This window comes from Nannocystis pusilla (assembly GCF_026626665.1).
GTDB lineage: Bacteria > Myxococcota_A > Polyangia > Nannocystales > Nannocystaceae > Nannocystis > Nannocystis pusilla.
The window spans coordinates 9,529,512-9,553,422 of the sequence record NZ_JAPNKE010000002.1 but is presented as its reverse complement, the minus strand read 5'-3'; the positions used below and the strand labels follow the sequence as shown (position 1 = coordinate 9,553,422).

Annotated in this window: 13 protein-coding genes and 1 pseudogene; 9 read left to right on the top strand and 5 right to left on the bottom strand. The window is 66.8% G+C overall.

The window, feature by feature from the left end; all coding sequences use genetic code 11:
- Nucleotides 1–40: 40 nt before the first annotated feature.
- Nucleotides 41–2,083, top strand: coding sequence for an FG-GAP-like repeat-containing protein (locus tag OV079_RS60680; protein ID WP_267775397.1), 2,043 nt, complete (start codon nucleotides 41–43; stop codon nucleotides 2,081–2,083).
- Between the two features lie 130 nt (nucleotides 2,084–2,213).
- On the opposite strand, the gene OV079_RS42240 is transcribed toward OV079_RS60680, so the two are convergent.
- Both OV079_RS42240 and OV079_RS42235 read right to left on the bottom strand, forming a co-directional pair.
- Nucleotides 2,214–2,345, bottom strand: coding sequence for a hypothetical protein (locus OV079_RS42240; protein WP_267775396.1), 132 nt, complete (start codon nucleotides 2,343–2,345; stop codon nucleotides 2,214–2,216).
- Between the two features lie 194 nt (nucleotides 2,346–2,539).
- A complete protein-coding gene (locus OV079_RS42235; protein ID WP_267775395.1) occupies nucleotides 2,540–3,463 on the bottom strand; it encodes an FHA domain-containing protein in 924 nt (307 codons plus the stop codon).
- Nucleotides 3,464–3,951: 488 nt separating this feature from the next.
- Here OV079_RS42235 and OV079_RS42230 point away from each other — a divergent pair, with 488 nt between their 5' ends.
- On the top strand, nucleotides 3,952–4,512 hold the full coding sequence (locus tag OV079_RS42230; RefSeq protein WP_267775394.1) for a hypothetical protein: 561 nt from the start codon (nucleotides 3,952–3,954) through the stop codon (nucleotides 4,510–4,512).
- On the opposite strand, the gene OV079_RS42225 is transcribed toward OV079_RS42230, so the two are convergent.
- Nucleotides 4,463–4,804: a hypothetical protein gene (locus tag OV079_RS42225; protein ID WP_267775392.1), complete on the bottom strand. Its 342-nt coding sequence runs from the start codon at nucleotides 4,802–4,804 to the stop codon at nucleotides 4,463–4,465. The two genes, OV079_RS42230 and OV079_RS42225, sit on opposite strands and share 50 nt — an antisense overlap.
- A 550-nt stretch (nucleotides 4,805–5,354) precedes the next feature.
- On the opposite strand from OV079_RS42225, the gene OV079_RS42220 reads away from it, so the two are divergent.
- Genes OV079_RS42220 through OV079_RS42210 form a run of 3 tightly spaced genes read left to right on the top strand, consistent with a single transcriptional unit; the run spans nucleotide 5,355 to nucleotide 11,856 of the window.
- Nucleotides 5,355–7,295 carry a hypothetical protein gene (locus OV079_RS42220; RefSeq protein ID WP_267775391.1) on the top strand — a complete coding sequence of 647 codons (1,941 nt, stop codon included), beginning with the start codon at nucleotides 5,355–5,357 and terminating at the stop codon, nucleotides 7,293–7,295.
- Nucleotides 7,193–10,498, top strand: a complete 3,306-nt coding sequence (locus OV079_RS56650; protein WP_267775390.1) for a neuraminidase-like domain-containing protein — start codon at nucleotides 7,193–7,195, stop codon at nucleotides 10,496–10,498. Before OV079_RS42220 ends, OV079_RS56650 begins: the two co-directional genes overlap by 103 nt.
- A complete protein-coding gene (locus tag OV079_RS42210) occupies nucleotides 10,432–11,856 on the top strand; it encodes a hypothetical protein (protein ID WP_267775388.1) in 1,425 nt (474 codons plus the stop codon). The genes OV079_RS56650 and OV079_RS42210 overlap by 67 nt, the downstream gene beginning before the upstream one ends.
- Here OV079_RS42210 and OV079_RS42205 read toward each other — a convergent pair.
- Entirely contained in the window at nucleotides 11,739–12,239 is a 501-nt protein-coding gene (locus tag OV079_RS42205; RefSeq protein ID WP_267775387.1) for a cupredoxin domain-containing protein, read from the bottom strand. The genes OV079_RS42210 and OV079_RS42205 overlap by 118 nt on opposite strands.
- Nucleotides 12,240–12,256: 17 nt before the next feature.
- Here OV079_RS42205 and OV079_RS56645 point away from each other — a divergent pair, with 17 nt between their 5' ends.
- The 4 genes and pseudogenes from OV079_RS56645 to OV079_RS42185 all read left to right on the top strand — a co-directional run bounded on the left by OV079_RS56645 (nucleotide 12,257) and on the right by OV079_RS42185 (nucleotide 22,666).
- A complete protein-coding gene (locus OV079_RS56645) occupies nucleotides 12,257–14,575 on the top strand; it encodes a Tc toxin subunit A-related protein (RefSeq protein ID WP_267775385.1) in 2,319 nt (772 codons plus the stop codon).
- A gap of 368 nt (nucleotides 14,576–14,943) precedes the next feature.
- Nucleotides 14,944–15,680: pseudogene (locus OV079_RS42195) on the top strand (SpvB/TcaC N-terminal domain-containing protein); the annotation flags it as partial.
- A gap of 45 nt (nucleotides 15,681–15,725) precedes the next feature.
- Nucleotides 15,726–19,166, top strand: a complete 3,441-nt coding sequence (locus tag OV079_RS42190; RefSeq protein ID WP_267775384.1) for a toxin TcdB middle/N-terminal domain-containing protein — start codon at nucleotides 15,726–15,728, stop codon at nucleotides 19,164–19,166.
- Nucleotides 19,163–22,666 (top strand): RHS repeat domain-containing protein, encoded by a 3,504-nt coding sequence (locus tag OV079_RS42185; protein WP_267778775.1) that lies wholly within the window; start codon nucleotides 19,163–19,165, stop codon nucleotides 22,664–22,666. The genes OV079_RS42190 and OV079_RS42185 overlap by 4 nt, the downstream gene beginning before the upstream one ends.
- Before the next feature lie 304 nt (nucleotides 22,667–22,970).
- Here OV079_RS42185 and OV079_RS42180 read toward each other — a convergent pair whose 3' ends face one another.
- Nucleotides 22,971–23,876, bottom strand: coding sequence for an ADP-ribosylglycohydrolase family protein (locus tag OV079_RS42180; protein ID WP_267775382.1), 906 nt, complete (start codon nucleotides 23,874–23,876; stop codon nucleotides 22,971–22,973).
- Nucleotides 23,877–23,911 lie beyond the last annotated feature (35 nt).

Below are 23,911 nucleotides of genomic sequence, written 5' to 3'. Positions count from 1 at the left end.
GTAACGATCTGCGTTTCGCTAACGTGACGCTCAAATGAAAATGCGTCCCGCTTCGAAAACCTCGCGTCCCTCGCGTCCGCGCCGGCTGCTCGCCCTCGGCGCCCTCGCCCTCCCGCTCGCGGCCTGCGACGCCGCCGAGACCGACGGTTCGCCGCTGCCCACCTGGGAGGAGTTCCGCGACGCCGCCACCCGCCACGTCGACGGCCGGCCGCGCTACGTCGTCGACGGCGACCTCCCCGTCACCCTCGACCAGCTCGCGGACGCCTACGCCGACCTCGTCGCCGCGCGCGAGGGCACCGCGCCGCGCAGCATCGTCAACCTGCACGACGGCGCGTTCGACCGCTGGCAGGCGGGCCGGGAGCACGAGCTCACCTATTGCGTGTCGGACGAGTTCGGCGCGAAAAAGGACCGGGTCGTGCGCGAGATGGCCGAGGCCACGCGGTCGTGGGAGCAGGCGGCGCACGTCGACTTCCGCTACCGGCCCGCCGCCGACGCCGACTGTCGGCCCGGCGCGGTCGCCCTGTTCGCGGTGCAGCCGTGGCACACCGGCGGCGCCATGGCGTTCTTCCCGGCGATGCCCGAGTCGACGCGGGTCCTCTACATCGATTACGCCGACTTCGACGAGAACCCCGACTGGAAGGCCGCGACCCCGAACATCACCACCGTCGGCGTCCTCCGCCACGAGCTCGGGCACGTCCTCGGCCTGCGCCACGAGCACACCCGGCTGCCGACCAGCGTCTGCTTCGAGGACGACGCGTGGGCCGAGCTCGGCGAGTACGATCATCGCTCGGTCATGCATTATCAGTGGTGCACCGGCGGCGTCTCCACCACCGATTACACCCTGACGATCGCCGACCAGGAGGGCGCGCACCCTCTACGGTCCGCCGGCCGTGGTGCGGCACCAGCCGAGGGTCGCCGTCGACTTCGACCACGACGGCCGCAGCGACCTCGCCCTGACCGGCGCGTCCGCCTGGAGGGCGGTGCCCATGGCGTTCGCGGCCGGCCGCAGCTTCAAGGAGACCGACCTCGCCGACCCCAACCTCGCCGCCGCCGCCGCCCGGGAGGGCGTGCAGATCGCCACCGGCGACTTCGACGGCGACGGCCGCACCGACGTGGTCCTGTCCGGCGCGCCGGATTGAAGTCGCCGATCCTCGCCCGCTCCCGCGGCGACGGCGGCTTCGCGGTGTCCACTCCGGCCCTGGCGCAGTGGCATGAATGGGCCGCCCGCGACAACGCGCACCTGCTCACCGGCGACTTCGACGGCGACGGCCGCACCGACCTCGCCCTGCTCGGCGCCGAATCGGCGGACCGCGTCGTCGTCGCCCTCTCGCGCGGCGACGGCGGCTTCGAGCTCGCCGAGCACACCGGCGACGACTTCGCCGCCGCGGCCGCGGCCCCCGGCGTCCGCACGGTCGCCGGCGACTTCGACGGCGACGGCACCACCGACCTCGCCCTCGTCGGCGACCACCGTGAGCCCGCGCTCCCCGTCGCATTGTCGAACGGCGACGGCTCGTTCACCGTGGTGCGACGGCCCGCGCGCCGCTTCGCCACCGCCGCTGCGTCCGCCGACGCCGTGGTCCTGGCCGGCGACTTCGACGGCGACGGCACCACCGACCTCGCAGTCACCGGCTCGGCCGGCTGGAAGACCCTCCCCGTGGCGCTCTCGGCCGGCGACGGCTCGTTCACCTTCGTCGACTCCGCCACCGCCGAGCTCGGCGACTGGGCCGAGGACGCCGGCACCCGCGTCCTGCCCGGCGACTTCGACGGCGACGGCAAGACCGACCTCGCCCTCGTCGGCCGCACCGACAGCGTCCCGCTGGCGCTGTCCCGCGGCGACGGCACCTTCGCCCTCGCCCAGCCCGCCGCGACCACCTTCGGCGCCCGCCTCAAGGTCGGCGCCCGCGTCGTCGCCGGCGACTTCGACGGCGACGGCCGCAGCGACCTCGCCATGACCGGCCCCGGCGACTGGAGCACGATCCCCACCGCCTATTCCAACGGCGACGGCTCCTTCACCCTCGCCGACCAACCCGCCGGCGACTTCGCCACCCTCGCCGGCCACGAAGGCGCGCACCTGCTCGAATGATCGCACCGCGCCGACCGGCGAATCGTGCTCCGACCACCTCGGCCAGCAACTGTCCGGTGTCGACGTCGACCGCGTCGACGCGCATGCAGCTTCGCCGGCTCCGACGATCACCGCACCAGCCGCCGCGCATTCACTCGACCTCGGTGACGAGCAGCGCCAGCCGCCACAGCCGATCGATGACAGTATCCACTGGCGCCTCGCCCGACTGCGGATAGCGGCCGACCGCCCAGCTCCCCGCGGTTCGAGACGCCAGGAACAGCACCCCCCACCGCCCAGGCCCGCTCCCCGCGCCGGGCCATGCGTGCAGCTTTGACTCTCCGAGTCGCCGCAGCTCCTCGAGCTCCGCGTCGAGGTCGATCGCTCGCACCTCGCCCCGGAGGGCAGCAACGTCGACGACGCAGAACGGCTCGTCTCTGCCCGTGCGTACTCACCGGCTCCGAGTCGGCATCGACCCCATCAATCGAGCGGCCGCAGCTCGATGCGCGCTGGACCGAGCCGGATCTGCCGGGTCCCCGGGCGGCGCTCGACCAGCGACGCCGCGTCGGCGACCCCGAGCCGACCGAGCTGCGTGCGCGCCCGGTGGATGCAGATGTTTAGATGATTGTCGTCCATCCGCAGCATCTTGAGCAGCTCGTCGGCGGTCAGCCAGCCTTGCTCCGCAGCCGGCACCCCGGCCCGCTCGTCGGCGAGGCGCCGGCGCGCCAGCAGCAGCAGCACGTAGTGATGCGCGCGGCGCTGCAGATCGAGGCGGCGGTCGCCGCAGCAGGCCACCAGCTCCACCCGCTCCTCGTCGCGGCTGAACGCGAAGCACAGCCGCAAGTTCGCCACGCACAGCCCGCCGTCGCTCTCCTGCCACGTGCCGGCGCAGAACTTCGGCAGGTACACGCGCCAGAGCCCGTCGCCGAGCGCCAGCACCGCCCGGTCGTCGATGGACGCGACCTCGGCGCCGCGCTCGCAGATCCACGAACCATGCGGATCCTGATAAATCGAGCACTCCGGCTCCTGCAGATCCGGCAGCGCCAAATAGCCGCCCTCGCCGACTCGCCATTGTGCCGCCGGCAATCGGTGCGCCATCAGCTGCGGCCCGGCCGCGTCCTCCAGGTTGAAGACCGCCGATTCGCGCCCGAAGCGGATCTCCGCCCCCTGGCGCAGCACCAGGCGCTCTCCCGCCGCCAGCCGCGCCCCGTCGACGCAGGTCCCGTTGCGACTGCCGAGGTCATGCAATTCCCAGTGGTCGCCGTCCCACTGGATCTCCGCGTGGCGCCCGGATACGTCCCGAGCGCCCAGCACCAGGTCACATGATTTTGAACGCCCTACCAAACAGCGGTCAGGTAAAACGAGGCGCTCTTGGGAACTATGCGCGCGCAGGACGGCCACCATCACCGATCTTAGCCCGGATCTTTCAATGGACCACCGCCGGTCTGGCGCCCTCGGCCGGTCGCCGCAATCCCGGCGCGGGCGCTCCGCCCGCCTGTTCGAACTGTCTATTCGCTGAAAACACCGTCCCCTTTCGATCGCCCCCCTGAAAAACTCGCAGCCCCGACGCATCGGGTCGGCGCATGCTCGCGGTCCCGCCCCGTCGATTCGCAGCGTCCTCGCGTCCCCATGCTGCTCACTCCATTCGTCGTGTTCTGGCGGCAGTTCCGCGAGACGGCGAGCCACTCGACCGCCTTCCTCGGCTCGACATGCCTGAGCGCCGGAGCCGCCGCCCTCGCGATGTTCCCACCCAGCTCGAGGTCGCGGCCGACCATGACCGCGAGCTCGCCCCGGCAAGCTCGTGCACCCAAGCCCCAAGAAGGACCCCGAGGGTCTCCCGGACAAGCTCGTCATCCCGCCCACGCGCCCCTCGGACGACGCAACGCCCCCCGGTGACCAGGAACGAACAGGTCATCCTCGACCCCCCGATCCCGGCGAGGCACCCGCCGCCCAGCAAGACGCTCGGCGGCCCGCCGAGCGACCACGACCCCCCCGGCGACCCGTTCGGCTCGACCGATGGCCGGTCCGAGCTCCACAAGGCCAATGACCCGTGGCCCACCGAGGTCCAGCGCGCGCTCGATGACATGCCCGTGGGCACCTTCGGCACCGAAGGCGAGGACGTGGATCTACAGGTTCCGCCGCGCGGTCTGCCCCGAGGGCGCCCTCCCGGCGCAGTTCAAACAGACACTGGCGACCCGGCCCTCGACACGCGAATCGAGAACGCCACCGAGACCCTGCAGGTCAACCTCCTCGCGCTCCTGCAAGCGCCACAAACAATTGAAGTACGACTTCACCTGGCGCTGCAAGAACACCGGCCGCGACACGGTGCAATAAAGCCCTCCGATACCAGCAACCTCCGGAGCGCGGCCTTTATTCCCGACAGCCAAGCTTTTGCGCGGCTCGTCACGGCGCGTCGTGCTCGTAACCGTGGAAGTAGTGCTGGCCGCCGTTGATCGGCGTCTCGACCACCAACTGCTCGCCCGGGCCGAACGCGATGCCTTGGGGGTACGTCAGGTGGCTGAACAGGTGCCCCGGCTCCGAGACGCGGTTGAACGCCACGCGGTCCTGGGTGCGCCGTAACCGCCCGATGACCGGAAGGCCGCCCTCGTTGACCAGCGTCCACGATGTCAGCACGAACACCTTGCCGGCGGGTACCTCATACACGGTCTGGATCGGTTCGGCGCCGGACTCGAAGTAGATGGTCCGCAGCTCGCCGGCGGTCACACAACAATTCTCTGTGGGCATCGCGACTCCTTATCATCCTATCGGGCCGGAGCACGGGTCTCCGCGCTCGACTCGCAAGGACCCTAACACGTCGGTTCTCACCGAGCAACGCGTGGATCCGATCGCCGCATCGTGCGCTCCTCGCGTCGCAGCCGGCGGGACCGAAGGTCGAGCACCAGCCATATCGGGGGACTTCCATGTCGCACCCAAGGCCACCCAACTGCAGTTGGTGAATATACGCACTGCCGTGAACCAAGCCCTGCGTACCACAGGGCACCCAACAGCCAACGCAGCACCGCGTGACGCGGTCTCCCGTCATTCGCGTATCTCGTCTTTCGCGCAGGCGAACCGTCGCGTCTCCAGGGCGAATTCAGACGTTGCAGACAGCTCGAGCGCGGTGCTATAGCCGTGCATCGACGAAAACGGGGTTCCCGCGCGGAACCCGCGATGGGTACTGACCTCCGAATCTGGGAGGTCCGGAAGGGTATTGCGTATGACGAATGCGATCCGTGGGAAGGTCTCGAGCTCGGGTAGTGGTAGTCCTCTTACCAATGTAAAGGTAGAGTTCGCCTTGGATGTCGGCCTGGAGTTCGAGCCCAGGCCCGAAGTGGACCGCTCCTCCGGCCAATTGCCGCCCTGGACCGCGATGACCACCAGCTTCGGTCTTTTCACGATCCCGCTGACCGACGAAGACGTGGAGCAGATCCTCGGCGGCGGTCGCCACCGCGAGTTGGTCTTCCGCGTCTACGACTCCAACTCCATCATCATCGGCACGCAGACGGCCTACGTCTCGCGCGCCCTGTTCCGCGGCAATCAGACCGTCAGCCTCACCGCCAACCCCTCGTACAGCCTCTCCACGGGCGCTCCGACCTTCTCGGTGAGCGGCTTCGTGACTTCGGCCGACGGCACGCCGATCGGTGGCACCGCCATCATCGTCTACAAGAAGACGCTGCGTAACGAGATTCAGCATGCGACCGGAACGAGCGGCACCGACGGGCGCTTCATGATCCGCTATCCGGGAAGCGCCGGCGGCCACCCCGACTTCGCCGACTTCACCATCTATCTCAAGGCCGCCTCCATCTCGGCGAGCACCGCCAAGTTCTGCAATCCGCCGGCCGACCTCACCGTCCGTCTGGTCCAGAACAACGCCCCCTACGTGGGCAAGTCGAGCTACAACCTCGACCAGACCCTCCTGAGCGGCCTGCTCGACAACATCACTTTCCCCCAGATTACCCCCGACGACGTCCGGTTCATGCAATGCCGTACCGACGTCGATCGCTCGGCCGTGACGACCATGGCGCGCGCGCATGCCCTGAACGCCAAGTATCCCACGCTCACCCCCGACGTCTTCGTCGCGTTCGCCCACGCCGGCATCCCGCTCTCGACCACCTCCGTCACCGGCCTCACGCCGGCCGATATCACCCGAGCCATCAACCAGGCGGTCGCAGACAACGTCGTCCCTTCGGCGCTGGCGACGCAAGTCGCCACGATCACCGACACGCTGAAAAACGCCCGCACCGATCGCATCGTCCCCCAAATCAACCCCGGTACCACCCCGGTCGGCTCGATCCTCGTGGCCGCCGGCCTCGAAAGCCAGGCACGTGCTTTCGCGCTCAAATACGCGGACCACACAGGCACGGCCGAGCAGTTCTGGAACGACCTACGCGCCCCTTCGAGCCTCGGCGCCGCTGTCGTCAGCAAGATCCAGTTCGCCTTGCAGGTCGGCGCGATCACCGGCGGTCACGCCCGGATGATCACGCTGCTCGATGCGAAGCGTACGGCCAACGTCTTCTCGCGCGCCGCAGAGCTCGCGCAATACACCGAGGCGAACTGGGTCTCCTTCATGGGCGAGCTCGTCGGCGGTGTCGCGGTGCATACGCCGGCAGGTGTGCCTGGGACCAGCGCCGAGCAGCGCAGCAACTACGCCGCCGCGATCACGCGCATGATCGCCGACCTCTACCCGTCCGCGCACCTCGCTTATCGCCTGCCGGCCGGCTCAGTCACCAGCAACGTCGCTGCGTTCGTGGTCCAAAACCCCGACTTCAGCTTCGACCGCACCTACATCAAGAGCTTCTTCCAGGGAGCCACCGGCTTGCCGCCGCTCACCGCCGATCGAGATGCCTTGCGTCAGGACCTGCTCAAGGTCCAGCGCGTCTTCAACTTGTCGCCGCGATACGGGCGCACCGACACCGCGCGGGCGCTGCTCGAAGCAGGAGTGACCACGGCCGCGCAGATTCAGAGCATGGGTCTGGCGGCCTTCCGCGGCAAGTTCAGCGGCATCCTCGACGCCGACGCTCTGGCTGCGGTGTTTGAGAAGGCCGACCAGATCGCCACGGCCTCCACGCACGCGTGGCTGCAGATGAGCGCCAAGGCCAGCGCTCCCATCACCAAGGTGATCCCGACCCCCGCGTGCGGCGACCCCACTCTCGAGCAGCTGTTCCACAACCTCGACTACTGCGCCTGCACCCACTGCAATCGGTCCTCGGGCCGGCGGCGTACTTCACCGACCTGATGCACTTCCTCAAGCTTCGCCACTATGGCGGGCTCAACCTCTCGCTCCACGGCCTGCTCAACGTCGCGCGGCCGGAGCTCAAGTACATCGACCTCAATTGCAAGAACTCGGACACGCCGGTCCCCACCATCGACCTCATCATCGAGGTGCTCGAGGCCCGGGCGCACATGCCGCTGGGCCTCGTCGGCTCGCCGAACCTCAATCGGCAGACCACCTGGACCGAGGAGGACCTGCAAGTCTACCCCGAGCACATCAACCCCGCCATCTATGTCGAGCTGGCCAAGCCGACGAAGTGCTACCGCCCCTTCGAACTCCCGTTCGACCTGCACCTCGAGGACGCGCGCTCCTATCTCCAGGTCATCGGCACCTCGCGGGTGGCGCTGCAGGACGCCTTCGAGTGGTTCGGCGGCTTCGAGGCGACCCAAATCTTCCGCGTCGACGAACGGCTCGGCTTGTCCAAGGGTCAAAGCGACCTCGTCCGCGATGTGCTCGACATGCCGAGTCTGGAGGAACGCTGGGGCTTCCCGCTCGGCAGCGGCACCTGGATCACCGAGATCAACAAGGTCGAGCTGTTCATGGAACGCGCCAGCCTCGACTTCCCCGCGGTGCAGGAGCTGCTGCGCACGCGGATGTTCGCCGACGAGACGAAGATCGTCTACGCCACCCCTTGCACGCTCAAAGACGCGGTGTTCCGCGACATCGCCAACGAGACCCAGCCCGGCTTCGACTCGACCCAGCTGCGGCACATCCAGCGCTTCCTGCGGGTCAAGCGCGCGCTCGGATGGACCACCGCGGAGCTCGACGCGGTCCTGCACGGCCTCGGCGCCACCCTGGTGATGGCCGGCCTCGATACGCTGGCTCGCTTCGTCCGCCTGCGTCAGCGCTTCGCGCGGCTGCCCCTCGGCGAGGTACTGTCCTGGTTCGCCCCCCTCGACCGCCACGAATACGTCGAGGGTGAGCCGACCTACTACGACCAAGTCGTGCGGCCGAAGATCCGCGACGCGGCCTTCACCGCGCTCGACGGGAGCAAGCTTCTCAAGGATTTCCGCGGCGACCTACTCGGCATCCTCAAAGTCGACGAGAGCGAGCTCGACGCGATCCTCGCCGTCACCGGTCTGACCGGCGACGACGACCTGACCCTCGAGAACCTGTCGAAGCTGTATCGCGTCTCCTCGATCGCGCGTGCCGTCGATCTCTCGGTCGACGAGCTCATCACTCTCACCCACTACACCGCCAGCCTGAACGAAGGTGCGGGCCCGTTCGCGGGCACAGCGATCGCGCCGGTGCGCGAGCTCATCGACCGCGCCGAGGCCGTCAAGGGCTCCCGCCTGTCTGTCCCCGCGCTCGACTGGTTCATCCGCAACCAGCAGAAGGATAAGTTCGGCGCCGGCGACCTCGACGTCACGCGCACCTTCATCGGCCTCATCACGGCCCTGCAGCAGGCCCACACCGACCACGAGCAGAGCCTCCCGCCGCCCGAGCTGGCGAAGATCGATCGGATCGCCAAGCTGCTGGCGCTGTTCCTCAGCGAGGCGGACACCAAGGCGGCCGTGGAATTCATCACCCAGGTGACGCCCGTCCCGGACGACGGCGTCGCCGCGGGCCTGCGGGATCAACTGCTCTTCTTCCTTGTGGAGGAGAGCCCCGCGTGGCTCGAATTCGGCAAGGGGAGTGGCAGCTGGGGCACCGTCGAAGCGCGCGTCAACCTGATCCTCCCCGTGGTCGAGGCCTACGTCCGCCAGCAGCGGCTCGAGAGCGTGGTGATCCGTCAGATGGCCGTCGCCCTCTCGCTCGAGGTCGCGGACGCCGACATGCTCCTGCGCAAGTTCACGCATGGCACTCCGACCGCTCTCGCCATCCTGACCGACGATGCCTTCTTCTCCACGGCTTCGTACAGCGTCGACGCTGACGCCCCGCTGATCAAGAACGTCGACTTCCCGGCGCTGTTCCTCGATCGCACTGGCGTCAAGGTCCCGGCCGCGCTCTACCGCAACCTGCGGCGCGTCGCTCTGGTCGCCGCGACCTTCCGCCTCGGTCCGGGTCTGTTGCGGTGGCTGCTCGAGCAGCCGACCGACCCGCAGGTCACCCTGCCCAACTTCGTCGCGCTGCCGCAGGATGGAACCAACAACACTCTGGTGTACGCCACCTTCGCGGGCTGGGACTGGCTCCGGCGCGCGATCGACATCCGCGACAACGTCCTCACCGACCCTGAGCAGCTCACCGTCCTGCTCGACCAATTCTTCGCCGCCAACCCGCCACCCGACTGGAAGTCGAAGTTCCTCGGCCTCCTCGCCGCCGCGGCCGACTGGGACGTGAATGCCCTCACCGCCTTCGAGACCGTGGAGCCCATCGAGGTGGTCGATCTCAAGCGCATCGAGGCCGTCGAGGCGTTCGCGTCCGTGCTCCGCATCAGCGCCCAGCTCGGCGTCGACCCCTTGACCGCGCGCACGTGGGCCGACGACGCCCCCGTGAGCGTCCCCATCGCCGCCGCAATTCGAGCCGCCGCCCAGGCGAAGTTCAAGGGCGCGAACTGGGCCTCGATCGCCCAGCCGATCCGCAACCGCCTGCGCGAGAAGCAGCGCGACGCCCTCGTCGCCTACTTGATGAAGGCCGAGAACATCAAGGACCGCGAAGACTTGTTCGGCGTCCTGCTGATGGACGTCGACCTGGCCCCGTGCAACAAGACCACCCGCCTGCTGTTCGCCACGGCCGCCCTGCAGCTGTTCATGCAGCGCGCGCTGATGGGCCTTATCCCCAACGTCAAACTGACCCCCGCCGACTCCGACGAGTGGTCGTGGATGAAGCGCTACCGCGTCTGGGAGGCCAACCGCAAGCTGTTCCTATACCCCGAGAACTGGGTCCAGCCCGAGCTCCGCGACGACATCACCCCCCTGTTCGAGCGCTTCACCGCCGAGCTGGCCCAGACCGGCATCGACGAGGCCTCGATCGAGAAGGCCTACATCCACTACCTCGAGGGCCTGCACGAGGTCTCGCACCTCGACGTCAGCGGCATGTACCACGAGACCGAGGGCACCAATCCGCTCACGGTCGACCGCATGCACGTGTTCGCCCGCAGCCCGGCCGACCCGACCGAACTGTTCTACCGTCGGCGCGAGGATGACGCCTACTGGACGCCGTGGAGGAGCTGCCCTTCGCCGTCGAGAACAAGGGTGTCCTACCCGTCGTGTCCCATCGACGCCTGATACTCGTCTGGCCGAAGACAGAACTCGTCCCCAAGCCGCCCAAGAAGGAGGAGAACTATCTCTATCACGAGCGAAAGGTTACGATTCGCTGGGCTGAGAGGCAGTTCAGTCAATGGGGCAAGATCCATACGGTTGGGGAATCCGCCACCACAGACTGGCCCGACACATCGAGCAACCCCGACCCCGAAGACCCCGATTTCAACGAGGATATCAGCATGGTGTCCTGGACCGATCAGGGAGGTCTGCAGGTCGGCGTAAACAGGGCATACGAGTACCTCTTCGAGGACCGAATGAAGAAGCTTGCCCAGTGGTCATACAACGGCTGCTCGGGGTCCCTGCACTGGTATGGTTTCGGCGATCAAGACGATGACGCAAAGATCGGTGACTTGGAAGGACCTTGGCCCGTCCCTTCGCCGCATAGTGAGGTCTACTTTCAAGCATTCGGGCTCGGCGGAGGCCCGGGCAAACTCCTGATGCCGTTTGAATCGAATAAAGGGCTGGCCTATTCCGGGCCCATCTTGAAGCTGCCGGGCGGTGTATACAAATTTCTCTCGATCCCTCATCAGGACGAACGGCTCGATTGCAGTCGACCGTTCATCTACAGCGACAAGTACGCCTCTTTGTACTTGCGCCCCTCGAACAGCGGCGCCGGCACGAACGACGCCAACCCCGACAAGCTCTTCCTCCAGCAGATCGGCCAGAACCACCTCCAACCCTACTTCGGGCTGGCCGGCATCACCGTGCCATACCAGGCGCCACCCGCCGATAACCAGCTCGTCAAGGAGCTCTCGGGAGGAGATAACATCGCCTCGATGCAGCAGTGGGGCTCTTTCGGGAAATACACCAAGTACTCGGCCTCGGTCTTCTATCACCCGTACACTTGCTTGTTCCTCGAGCGGGTGCGGAGATTCGGCGTCGCCGGGCTCCTCGACCCGGCAGTGGCCACCCAGGGCGGGGACGTCTCGCTGCAGTACCAGGCCGTGGATCAGCCCCTCGCGCCCGATCACGAGTACTTCGACGATGAGACCATCGTCTATCAAGAATACCCGACCGCTGACATCGACTTCCGCTACGGCGGCGCCTACAGCGTCTACAACTGGGAGTTGTTCTTCCACATTCCGATGTACATCGCCGATCGCCTGATGGCGGAGAACCGATTCGAGGAGGCCCAGCGCTGGCTCGGCTATATCTTCGACCCGACGCGTAACCCGCAAGAGGTCGGCAACACCGACTGCCTCCACTACTGGAATTTCAAGGAATTCCGCGAGAGCTCGAGCACATGTCGATCGCCCAGCTGCTCGAGCTGCTGCACTACCCCGGCCCCGACAACGAGCTCATTGGCAAGAAGAAGGAGATGATCGACCAGATCGAGCAGTCGCGGCTCCGTCCGTTCCGGCCGCACGTCCTCGCGCGGCTGCGCCCGACCGCGTACATGCGGGCCACGGTGATGAAGTACCTCGACAACCTGATCGCCTGGGGCGACGACCTGTTCCGCCGGGACACGCGCGAGAGCACCCAGGAGGCGGCCCAGCTGTACCTGCTGGCCCTGCAGATCCTCGGCAAGCGCCCGCGCAAGATCGATGGCGACGAGCGGCCGGACAAAGACTACAACGACGCGGCCAGCGAGCTCGACGCCTTCTCGAACTTCCTCGTCGAGCTCGAGAACGATCTCATCGGCTTCGCCAAGAAGGACGTGCTGTTCAAGCTCGACGTCAAGGCTCAAGAGGACGTTCAGTGGCACACGCCGACTCTCTACCAGTGGGCGGCCGCCGAGTCGCCGACCCCGCAGGGCACTGGATCCGATGCCTCGGGACCGGTCAATCGTGCCCCCCGCCGAATATCCGCATCATCGTCGACGGCGACGACGACGGACCGACGGCCACGCGCCTCTACTTCTGCATCCCGCCCAACGACAAGCTGCTCGGCTACTGGGATATCGTCGCCGACCGCCTGTTCAAGCTTCGCAACTGCCTCAACATCGAAGGCGTCCGCCGGGAACTCGCCCTCTACGACCCGCCGATCGATCCGGGCCTGCTCGCCCGTGCCGTCGCCCAGGGCATCGACATCGGCACCGCGATCAGCAACCTCTACGCTCCGCTGCCGCACTACCGGTTCCTGCCGCACCTCGGCATCGCCAAGGAGTTCGTCAGCCACGTCAGCAGCCTCGGCAACGGGCTTCTGCTGGCGCTTGAGAAGCGAGACGCCGAAGCCCTGGCCAACCTGCGCGCCGGTCACGAGGTCGCGCTTCTCAAAGAGGTCCGTGCCGCCAAAGAAACGATGTTGCAAGAGGCCCGGGAGAACATCCAGGCGCTACAGCGCGGCCGCGAACTCGCGGCTCTTCGCGAGCAGTACTACTCCACGCGGGAGTTCATGAACGAGCTCGAGATCAAGGAGAATGATCTCTCGCTCGAGGCTTCGAGGCACGAAAAATCGGCCGCAGACGAGCTTCAGCTGTCCACCATTCTCTCCCACATCCCGAACTTCAGCCTCGGATTCTCGGGCAACGGTGTTCACTCTACGATTTCGAGTGGCGGCCAAATCGCCGCGCTGGGCTCACAGCTCAATAGCCAAAAACAGAATGTTAACGCCACGGCGAAGAGCCGCGAGGCCAACCGCGCCGGGACGATGGCCTCGTACGTCCGCCGCAAGGACGAGTGGAAGCACCAGCGGGATCTTGCACGTGCGGAGCTCAAGCAGATCGACGCGCAGATCACCGCGGCGGAGATCCGGCTGCAGATGGCGCAGGTCGACCTCGCCAACCACGACAAGCAGTCCGAGCAGGCCCGCGAAGCGCTCGACTTCATGCAGACCAAGTTCACCAACGCCGAGCTCTACTCGTGGATGAGCGGCGAGATCAACAAGGTCTACTACCGGGCCTACCAGATGGCGCTCGACCTGTCGCGCCGCGCCGAGCGTTGCTACCGCTACGAGCTGGCGATCGCCAGCACGGTCCCCGAGTTCGTCCAGTTCGGCCACTGGGACAACCGCCGCCAGGGCCTGCTCGCCGGCGAGCGCCTCGCGCACGACCTCCGGCGCATGGAGGTCGCCTACTACGAGAACAATCGCCGCGAATACGAGCTCACCAAGCGCGTCTCGCTCGCCAGCCTCGACCCCGTCGCGCTGATCGCCCTGCGCAAGACCGGCGCCTGCCACTTCAGCCTGCCTTCGATCATCTTCGACCTCGACCACGCGAGCCACTACCTCCGCCGTATCAAGCTCGTCAGCGTCGCCCTGCCCGCCGTCACCGGCCCCTACACCAACGTCGGCGTCACGCTCACCTACCTGTCCGGCAAGACACGTCCGGCGGCGGACGGCACTCTCACCGCCGACGGGGGGACCGTCGCCTCCCTGGCCATCAGCGTGAACCAGGACGACTCCGGCCTGTTCGAGCCCAACCTGCGCGACGAGCGGTACCTCCCGTTCGAGGGCCGCGGGATCGAGGAGAGCCAGTGGCGCCTCGAATTGCCGGAAGTGGTCCGCCAGTTCGACTACGAGACCATCTCCGACGTGATCCTCACGATTCGCTACACCGCGCGTGAAGGCGGCGACGTGAGGAAGGGCCTCGTCGGCGACCTCAAGCACTCCCTCGATCACATCGAGCGCGGGCCAAATCTGGAGCACGGTGAGGGCCAGGTCCAGATCTTCAGCGCCCGGGCCGAGTTCCCCGAGGCCTGGCGCAGCTTCGTCGCGGCCGGGTCCGGCATGAACAGCACCGCGCTCAACCTCGACCTCACCGAGGAGCGCTTCCCGCACCCGCCGACACCGGGAGGCACCCGCAAGATCACCCAGGTGGTCATCTTCGCCCGCTGGCCGAGCGCAGCTGAGGGCCCGGCGGAGAACACCTTCGACAATGCAGAACTCAACGGACCCGGCGGGGAGCTCGAGCTCGGCAATTTCCTCAAGTACAAGATGAACGAGCCGGGGGCAGACTACGACTACATCCACTTCGCTACCAGCGGCAACGGCCTCTCCAGGAATCTCGGCATCTGGACACTGACACTCCCAGAGGGCTGGACCGCCGGGCAGGATCCCGAGGACTTCTACATCGTCGTCGGTCACAAGATGGATTCGGTCTAAGCAGCGAGCGGGGAGGGTGAAATCATGGCAATGAAGCGCGACAACGACGCCACGGGCGGCCGCATGGCCGATCCGTCGGCCACCCAGAAGAGCAACAACCAGTCCACCGACAGCGCGGCCCGCCCGAGCGGCCACCGGGCGGGCCCGGGCCCTCCCCCGCGGTCAGCAACAAGCCGCAAGACGCCCGTGAGGCGGCACCCGGCGCGGCAGCCTCCGCGGGCACCGGCCAGCAGAACGCGCAATCACCCGCCCCGGCCGCCCCCAACCCCTCCGAGCTCGCCCCTTCGATCTCCCTCCCCAAGGGTGGCGGCGCTCTCAAAAACATCGGCGACAAGTTCGAGGCCAACGCCTTCAGTGGCAGCGGCGGTATGAGCATTCCGATCGCCGTCTCGCCGGGTCGGGGCCTCGCCCCGACCCTCGCGCTCGGCTACAGCACCGGCGCCGGCAACGGCCCGTTCGGCATGGGCTGGCAGCTCTCGGTCGCCTCGATCTCGCGCAAGACCGATAAGGGCTTGCCGACCTACGACGACGCCGCCGAAGCCGACACGTTCCTCATCTCCGACGCCGAGGACCTCGTCCCGCTGCTCGAGGAGAACCTCGGCGAGTGGACGCGCAAGGTCTTCACGCAAGACGGCCACCGCGTCCACGCTTATCGCCCGCGCGTCGAGGCCGGCTTCGCCCGCATCGAGCGCTGGGTCCACCTCGGCACCGGCGACGTCCACTGGCGCACCTGGTCGCGCGACAACGTGCGCAGCACCTACGGCGCCAGCGCGCTCAGCCGCATCGCTGACCCCGCCGATCATACCCGCGTCTTCACCTGGCTCATCGACCAGACCAGCGACGACCGCGGCAACATCGTCCGCTTCGAATACAAGCAGGAGGACCTCGAGGACGTCGACCTCGAGAGCCTCGAGGAGCACGAGCGCCTGGCCGTCACCCAGGCCCAGGCCCAGCGCTACCTCAAGCGCATCTATTACGGCAACGCCACCCCGTACGTCGCCGGCGATTGGCACTTCGAGGTCCTGCTCGACTACGGCGAGCACGACGCCTACGGCACCGAGACCGGCACCTGGCCCGCGCGCCACGACACCTTTCGAATTTCCGCGCCTGCTTCGACATCCGCACCCGCCGGCTGTGCCGACGGATCCTCATGCTCCATCACTTCGAGGAGCTGCTGCCCGCCAGCTCATACCTCGTCGCTGCCACCGAGCTCACCTACTCCGAGAACCCCACCGCCACGCTCCTGACCGCCGCCAGGCACCGCGGCTATGTCTATTCCAGCGGCGCCTATACCCACAAGGCCTACCCTCCGGTCGAGTTCACGTACAGCGCCGCGCAGATCGATCCGACCCTCCGCCTCGTCGACGCCGACACTTTAAAGGATGTCCCGGGCGCGCTGGGCGGCCGCTTCGAGCTCGTCGACCTCGACGGCGAGGGTTTGCCCGGCCTCCTCACCGAGCAGGCCGGCCACTGGTATTACAAGCGCAACGAGGGCAACGGCACCTTCGGCCCGCTGCGCAGCCTCCCGAGCCTGCCGAGCAACGCCCGCCTCGGCAGCCAGCGCCTCCTCGACCTCAACGGCGACGGCGCCCTCAGCCTCACCAGCTTCTCCGGCCCCGCGCCCGGCTTCTACGAGCGCCCGCTGCCCATGTGCGGCGTCGCGGCCGAGGATTGGCAAGCTTTCCGCAGCTTCCGCGCCGTCCCCAACATCGACCTCAACGCTCCCAACGTCCAGCTCCTCGACATCAACGGAGATGGCCTCGCGGACATCCTCGTCTGCGAGGACAACCGCTTCATCTGGTACCCCTCCGAGGGTCACGATGGTTACGGAGAGCCGCGCGTCCTCTCGCGCCCGCGCGACGAGCGAGTCGGTCCCCAGCTGATCTGGACCGACCCGCAGCAGGCCATCTATTTCACCGACATGACCGGCGACGGCCTCGCCGACATCGTCCGCGTCCGCAACGGCTCCGTCGTCTACTGGCCCAACCTCGGCTACGGCCGCTTCGGCCGCCAGATCGGCATGCGCGGCGCCCCCGTGTTCGACCGCCCCGACCGGTTCCGCGCCGATCGCCTGCGGATCGGCGACATCGACGGCAGCGGCACCACCGACCTCGTCTACGTCCGCCAGGACGGCGCCCGCGTGTGGCACAACCAGGCCGGCAACAGCTTTTCAAGCGCCGTCCAGGTCGACATCCCGCCGGTCGACAGCCTCTCGTCCGTCCAGCTCGCCGACATTCTTGGAAAAGGCACCGCCGCGCTCGTCTGGTCGACCGACCTACCGCACCGCCAGGGCACGCATATCGCCTTCGTCGACCTCATGTCGGCGGGCAAGCCCTATTTGATGCTCTCGTCCAAAAACAATATGGGCGCCGAGACCCGGGTCGAATATGCCCCATCGACCAGGTTCTATTTGGAAGACCGCGCCGCCGGTCGGCCGTGGAAGACCCGCCTCCCGTTCCCCACCCACGTCATCGAGCGCGTCGAGGTCCGCGATCACGTCACCGGCCACACCTTCGTCCAGCGGTATCGCTACCACCACGGCTACTTCGACGGCCCCGAGCGCGAGTTCCGCGGCTTCGGCATGGTCGAGACCGAGGACACTGAATCCTGGGCCGACTACAATTCTCCCAAGCTTTTCCCCACGGGCCACCAGATCGTCGACGAGGAATTGCACAGCCCGCCGGTGCTCACCAAAACCTGGTACCACACCGGCGCCTACCTCGGCGGCACCAGCCTCGCGCACTGCTACGGCGACGAGTACTACAGCGACAAGACCCTCGAGAACCCGGCCGGCATCGCCATCGACCTGCCCGAGACCCTGATCCCCGACGGCCTCACCCCGATCGAGGCACGCGAGGCCGTGCGAGCCCTCCGCGGCCGCGCCCTCCGCGTCGAGGTCTACGGCCGCGACGGCACCGAGGAGCAGATCCACCCCTACACCGTCTCCGAGGCCAACTTCGCCGTCCGCCTCTTGCAGCCGCGCGGCGCCCAGGAGCACGCCGCCTTCCTCGTCCACGACCGCGAGTCGCTCTCCTATCATTACGAGCGCCTCCCGGACGCGCCCGGCGTGCGCCACACCGCCGTACTCGAGGTCGACGCATTCGGCAACCCGGTCCGTTCCGTCAGCATCGGCTATCCGTACGCCAAGACCTTCCCGATCTACGGCGACATCACCGAGCAGACGCGGACTCACGTCGTGCTCACCGAGGTCGACCTCCTCAACGTCCACGACCAGCCCGACACCTATCGCCTCGGCGTCCCGGTCGAGACTCGCGCCTACGAGCTCCACGGCCTCGGGGGCGACCCCACCAGTCCCTTCACCCACGCCGAGCTGCTGGCCCACGCGGACGCCGCCACCGAGCTCGCCTATCACGAAGCCGCGACCACTGGCGCCCAGAAGCGCCTGCTCTCGCGCGCCCAGGTCTACTATTATTCCGACAACCTCGCCTCGCGCCTGTCTCTCGGGCAATGCGGCTTGCGTGCCCTGCCCTACGAGACCCTGACGCTCGCCTTCACCCAGGACCACCTCGACGCGCACTTCGCCGGCAAGCTCACCGGCCTCGCGCTCGACACCGAGAGCGGCTTCCGCGAGGACGACGGCCGGTGGTGGCGCCCGAGCGGCCGCGTGATCTTCGACGCCGCCAACTTCTACCGCGTCACCGAGTCCCGCGACATCTTCGGCAACGCCACGACCTTCACCCACGACACCCACAGCCTCCTGATCGAGGCCGCCGAGGACGCCCTCGGCAACACGATCAGCGCCCACAACGACTACCGCCTGCTCGCCCCCGACCTCGTCACCGACCCGAACGGCAACCGCCAGGCCGTCGCCTTCGACGCCCTCGGCATGGTAATCAAGACGGCCGTCATGGGCAAGGACGGCAGCAGCGACGGCGACACCCTGACGCACCCCACGACCGAGCTGGAGTACGACCTCGACGCCTGGATGAGCGACGAGCAGCCGACCGTCGTCCACACCATCGTCCGTGAGAACCACGGCGCCGGCAACCTCGCCTTCCAGCACAGCTACGCCTACTCCGGCGGCCTCGGTCAGGTCGTTCTTCAAAAGTCCAGGCCGAGCCCGGCCTCGCGCCCAAGCGCGACGAGAGCGGCGACCTCGTGTTCGACGGCGGCGAGCTCGTCTTCGAGGACACCAGCCCGAACCTCCGCTGGGTCGGCAACGGCCGCGTCATCGTCGACAACAAGGGCAACCCCGTCAAGCAGTACGAGCCCTTCTTCGACTCGAGCCCCGCGTACAACGACGAGCGAGAGCTCGTCGAGTGGGGCGTCACCCCGTTCATCCACTACGACCCGCTGGGTCGGGTCGTGCGCACCGACATGCCCGACGGCACCTTCAGCACCGTCATCCGGACCGCCTCGGTCGAGGGCACGCTGGACGCCAATGGCAACACCACCGCAAGCGATTGGTACGCTCAGCGAATCGCCCTCACTCCGGGCACCCCGCACAACGATGGCGAGATCTACGCCGCCGAGCAGGCCGCCCTCCACGACGGCCTCCCCAAATATCGCTACTTCGATCCGCTCGGCCGCCCGTTCTACGACCTCGCGCTCATCTACGACGAGGACATGAACTACGTCCCGATCGCCACGCGCGTCACCCTCGATATCGAGGGTAACAACCTCGTCGTCACCGACGCCAACGAAAACACCGCCGAGACCAACACCTTCGCTCCCGGCGGCCTGCAGCTCAAGACCGAGAGCCAGGACGCCGGCACCCGCTGGGCCCTGCCCAACGCCCTCGGCGCCCCCCTGCGCGCCTGGGACAGCCGCGCCAACGTGCGCCGCTGGACCTACGACGACCTCAACCGCCCCACCCACGCCTATCTCAAACACGACATCGACGACGAGGTCCTCCAGCAGCGCATCATCTACGGCGAGAGCCTCGGCGCCGGCGCCGACGATATCAACCACCGCGGCCAGGTCTACCGCGTCTACGACAGCGCCGGCGTCCAGACCTGCGTCGAGTACGACTTCAAGGGTAACCTCCTCGCCACCGAGCGCCGCCTCGCCGAGGACTACAAGGCCGCGCCCGACTGGATCGCTCTCGCCACCGAGACCGACCCGGCCCTCATCCACGCCGCCGCCGCGCCCTTGCTCGAGGCCGAGACCTTCACGACCTCCTGGACCTACGACGCCCTCAGCCGCGTCCTCACCCAGACCACGCCCGACGCCAGCGTCACCACCCAGGATTTCGGCCCCGGCGGCATGCTGAACTCCGTCGCCGTCCACGTCCGCGGCGCCGTCACGCCCACGGGCATCGTCACCAACATCGACTACAACGCCCGCGGCCAGCGCACCCTCATCGAGTACGGCAATGGTTCGACCACCGACTACGAATACGACCCCAAGACCTTCCGCGTCACTCGCATTCGCACCATTCGCCCCAACCCCGACCCCGACCTCTGCATCGTCCAGGACCTGCGCTACCACTACGATCCCGTCGGCAACATCGCCAGGATCCGCGACCAGGCCCAGCAGGGCGTCTTCTTCGACAACGCCTACGCCGACCCCACCCAGTCCTTCGTCTACGACGGCCTCTACCGCCTCACCTCCGCCACCGGCCGCGAGCACGCCACCCTCACGATGCCCACCGCCGAGGGCTTCGCGCCCATTGCGCACCCCCAGGACATCCAGGCTCAGCGCAACTACAGGCAGACATTCACCTACGACCCGGTCGGCAACCTCCTGCGGATGAAGCACGAATCCGGCATGTCGGTTGTCTGGGAGCGCGGTTACGCCTACCATCCCGGAGGCAACCAGCTCAAGGCCACCAGCGACCCTCTCGACGACATCGACGACCCGCTGACCTACTCCGTCCCCTACACGCACGACGCCCACGGCAACATGACCGCCATGCCCACCATCCCCGGGGGCCTCACCTGGGACGACGACGATCGTCTGCAGAGCAGCGACGCCATCGGTGGCGGCAAGACCTACTACGTCTACGACGGCGCCGGCCAGCGCGTCCGCAAGGTCCACGTCAACCTCTCGGGCTCCATCAGCCAGCAGCGCCTCTACGTCGGCAGCTGGGAGACCTACCGCGAGCACAAGAACATCAACACGACGAACGATCTCGACCTCGATCGCGAGACCCTCCACGTCCACGACGACCACGGCCGCGTCTGCCTCATCGAGACCAAGACCGTCGACGCCGGCGCTCCCGTCGTCGCCCCGGCCAACGTCGCCCGCTACCAGTACTCCAATCACCTTGGTACCGCCAACCTCGAGCTCGACGACGTCGCCGAGGTCATCAGCTACGAGGAGTTCCACCCCTACGGCACCAGCAGCTACCGCGCCGCCAACAGCGCCATCGAGGTCAGCGCCAAGCGTTACCGCTACACAGGACAGGAACGCGACGAGGAGACGGGCCTCGCGTACCACGGCGCGCGCTACTACGCGCCATGGCTCTGCCGCTGGATAGCTGCGGATCCTACTGGAATCGTCGATGGGATAGCACGCTACACATATGTGAGCTGCAGCCCGATCAGGTTCCATGACCCCGACGGGACTCGAAAGGTGACAACACCTGGCAGCGATGAATTAATGCGGCAAGCCCTGGCCCTTCAGGGCCCGCCTCTTAGCTCGACAAATGGAGCCGCGCCGTCCGACCTTCTGGCCATCCCAGACAATGGGAGGGACTGGGTCAAAGATTACGCCGTGGCCCAAAAGAGAGGTGAAGCCGCTATTCAGAAACATCGGGAATTGAGCAACCAACTTGGAAAAGAGGTCGCAAAGGGAGTAGCGAAGCTATATGCTGTCGGAGCAGTAGCAGGTCTCACGGCGACATGGGTGGGCTCAACAGCAGTCGTACAGACGGCTCTCGAAGCGGGCGGCGCCAAAGCCCTCGTCGCCGAGACGTTCATCGGAACTGTGTCTGGAGCTGCAGGTGGCGCAACGGAAGCTGGCCTCACCGAGGCTAGCCGCCAGCTTGAGGAAGGGGTTTTGCGCCCAAGCGAACTGGCAAAGGAGATTGGAAAAGGAGCAGGAGTGGGCAGCTTGATTGGCGCTGGAACAGGCTTGTTATTCGGTCTCGCCACGCGCGCCATTACTCCTAGAACCCCCTCAGCATCTCCGGCTTCGAGGCCCACAAAACTCACCAACGATGCGACATCACAGGCTTCTACAGAACCGACCGGCACGGGCAATCGAACTATCGGTAGTGATGCGGAACTTCTCGCGGCCGCAGAGTCGGCGAGAGATACACTTGCCACTCAAATGGGGCCAATGAGGAGAGCTGCACGGCCCGCCGCGGTCACCGCTGGTTACAACATCGAGACGGGACAGATTGCGGCGCAACCCTCCGGCAATCTAATGTGTGCCGAGAAGCGCGTCGTCCAGACGTTAGGCGGGGATATCCGAAAGGTTCGTATGACATCAGCTGTCCGCCCTCGCCCGCAGACACCTCCATTCGCGGAAGTCCCGGTCTGCACGGATTGCGAATTCTGGTATGGACGATCGCCATTTCCTTCAGGGACACGCTTTCAAGGGGACGAAGGACATGTGGAAATTGACAGACACAACTGGAACCAATTGCGAGCCGCACCGTTTGAGCACGCCGAAAAGATCCCCGAGGCGCTGAACGGACTGATCAGAGCTTCAAACACAGAGGAAGCAGACCATGCTTATTGGAAGCTGGACAATGTTGTCATCGTTCAGGGGATGCTTCATGAGTCGGCGCTCGCAGCATGCTCGTGCCTTGTCGTGGGACTTGGCAGAGCCACCCCCTCCGCGAGACCTCGCATGCTTGAGCTCATGGTCCAGATAGGTGGAGGAGAGCCCTCCAGACAGGAAATCCAGCAGAACCGCTCCGACCTTCATGCTTTGTGTCTCAGGGAGTTGAAGCACGGTTATGCCCTATACCTTGACATCCTGGAGCGGGGAACCCAAGAGGAGCAGGTGCATTGCGTAGATCTTTTAGGAATGTGCGCAGAAGAAGATCCTTCCCTACGGCCACAAGTCGTCTGGCACCTAACGCGATACGCCAGCACCGTTCAGGATAGTATCCTTCAAGAATTTCTGAAAAACTGGCTGGATGCTCTATCAGGGTGCGCGGTCGTGGACCAGCAATGATCTTGCGATGGGAGCATCTATCTAACCCAACGCGGCAGCGCTACAGCGACATCACCACCCCAGGGTCACGGCCTAAGCCTTCGACGCCGGCGATACGCCGATGTCCCTCGTCGTCGATATCCGCTGCCCTGACCTCGACCGACGATAGAGGAACGGTTGTGTCACGCCGTCGTGCCCGCACTCCCTGCGCGCACAAGGATACTGCACATGATGAACTACTTGTTCTGCAACAGTACCTTCTCTGCCAGGAGGCAACCATCCTTGCAGCCATGTCCAGCCAATAGGCTTGGACAGACTGGTCGCCTCACAGCAACGCCTCACGCGCCTCCACCCACCGCCCCGGAATCCCAACCTCCCCCACGCTCATCGCCACCACCCCGCCAACCATCGCGCACGTCGTATCACGATCCCCGAGCCCCGCCACCGTCTCCCAGAACGCCTCTTCATAACTATCCAAATGCCGCGAAGCACAAAGCAGCGCGAACGGCACCGTATCCCACGCCAACACCCGGTACCCGCTCCCGAGCCGCTTCGCCGCCACCGTGCTCGGCACTCCCTGCGCGCGCAGCTCGATCGCCTGCACCAGCCCATGCCGCGTGAGCCCTTCGGGCGTGTGCTCGACCACCGTCGCCAACAGCCGCTCCCCGTCCGGCGCCTCGCGCATCTGCCACGCCAGCGCCGCAGCCACTGCGACCGCGATCGCCCCCGCCTGCGCGTCCGCGTTCGCGTGCGTCGGCAACGCCGAAGTCCTGGCAGCCGCGATCACCCTCTCCAGGTCATCGGCGAAGTACGCCCCGATCGGCGCCACGCGCATCGCAGCCCCGTTGCCCATCGATCCTTCCCCGCCGAACACGGCCCCCGACACCTCGCGCCACGGCTTGCCGGACGCGATATCCGCCAGAATCTCGTGCGCCGTCCCGCCGTACCCGCGCTGCGGCTCGAGCTCGTAGCGCCGCGCGAACGCTCGCGCGAGGAAGTCCGCGTCGACGTCTCCGAACCGCTCGAGCGTCGCCACGATCGACAGCGCCATCGCAGTGTCGTCGGTCCAGCTCCACGGCCCTGGCGGCTCGGTGCGCTCGGCGATGGCCCGCTCGACTACCGAGTCGCGGCCGAAGAAGCGCTCCCCGAGCGCATCCCCCACCGACAGCCCGGCGAGGGACAGGCGGGCGCGAGACATCCTTACCTCGTGATCGGCGGGCAACGAGACCATCCACGCATCCTACCCGCCGCGCCCGCCGCTGTCAT

What these genes read in the sequence shown, in the direction of transcription:
- OV079_RS60680 (WP_267775397.1), top strand. Translation starts at nt 41, where the DNA reads ATGCGTCCCGCTTCGAAAACCTCGCGTCCCTCGCGTCCGCGCCGGCTG.
- OV079_RS42190 (WP_267775384.1), top strand. Translation starts at nt 15,726, where the DNA reads ATGCTCCATCACTTCGAGGAGCTGCTGCCCGCCAGCTCATACCTCGTC.
- OV079_RS42225 (WP_267775392.1), bottom strand. Translation starts at nt 4,804, where the DNA reads ATGCCCACAGAGAATTGTTGTGTGACCGCCGGCGAGCTGCGGACCATC.
- OV079_RS42185 (WP_267778775.1), top strand. Translation starts at nt 19,163, where the DNA reads ATGAACTACGTCCCGATCGCCACGCGCGTCACCCTCGATATCGAGGGT.
- OV079_RS42235 (WP_267775395.1), bottom strand. Translation starts at nt 3,463, where the DNA reads ATGGTGGCCGTCCTGCGCGCGCATAGTTCCCAAGAGCGCCTCGTTTTA.
- OV079_RS42180 (WP_267775382.1), bottom strand. Translation starts at nt 23,876, where the DNA reads ATGGTCTCGTTGCCCGCCGATCACGAGGTAAGGATGTCTCGCGCCCGC.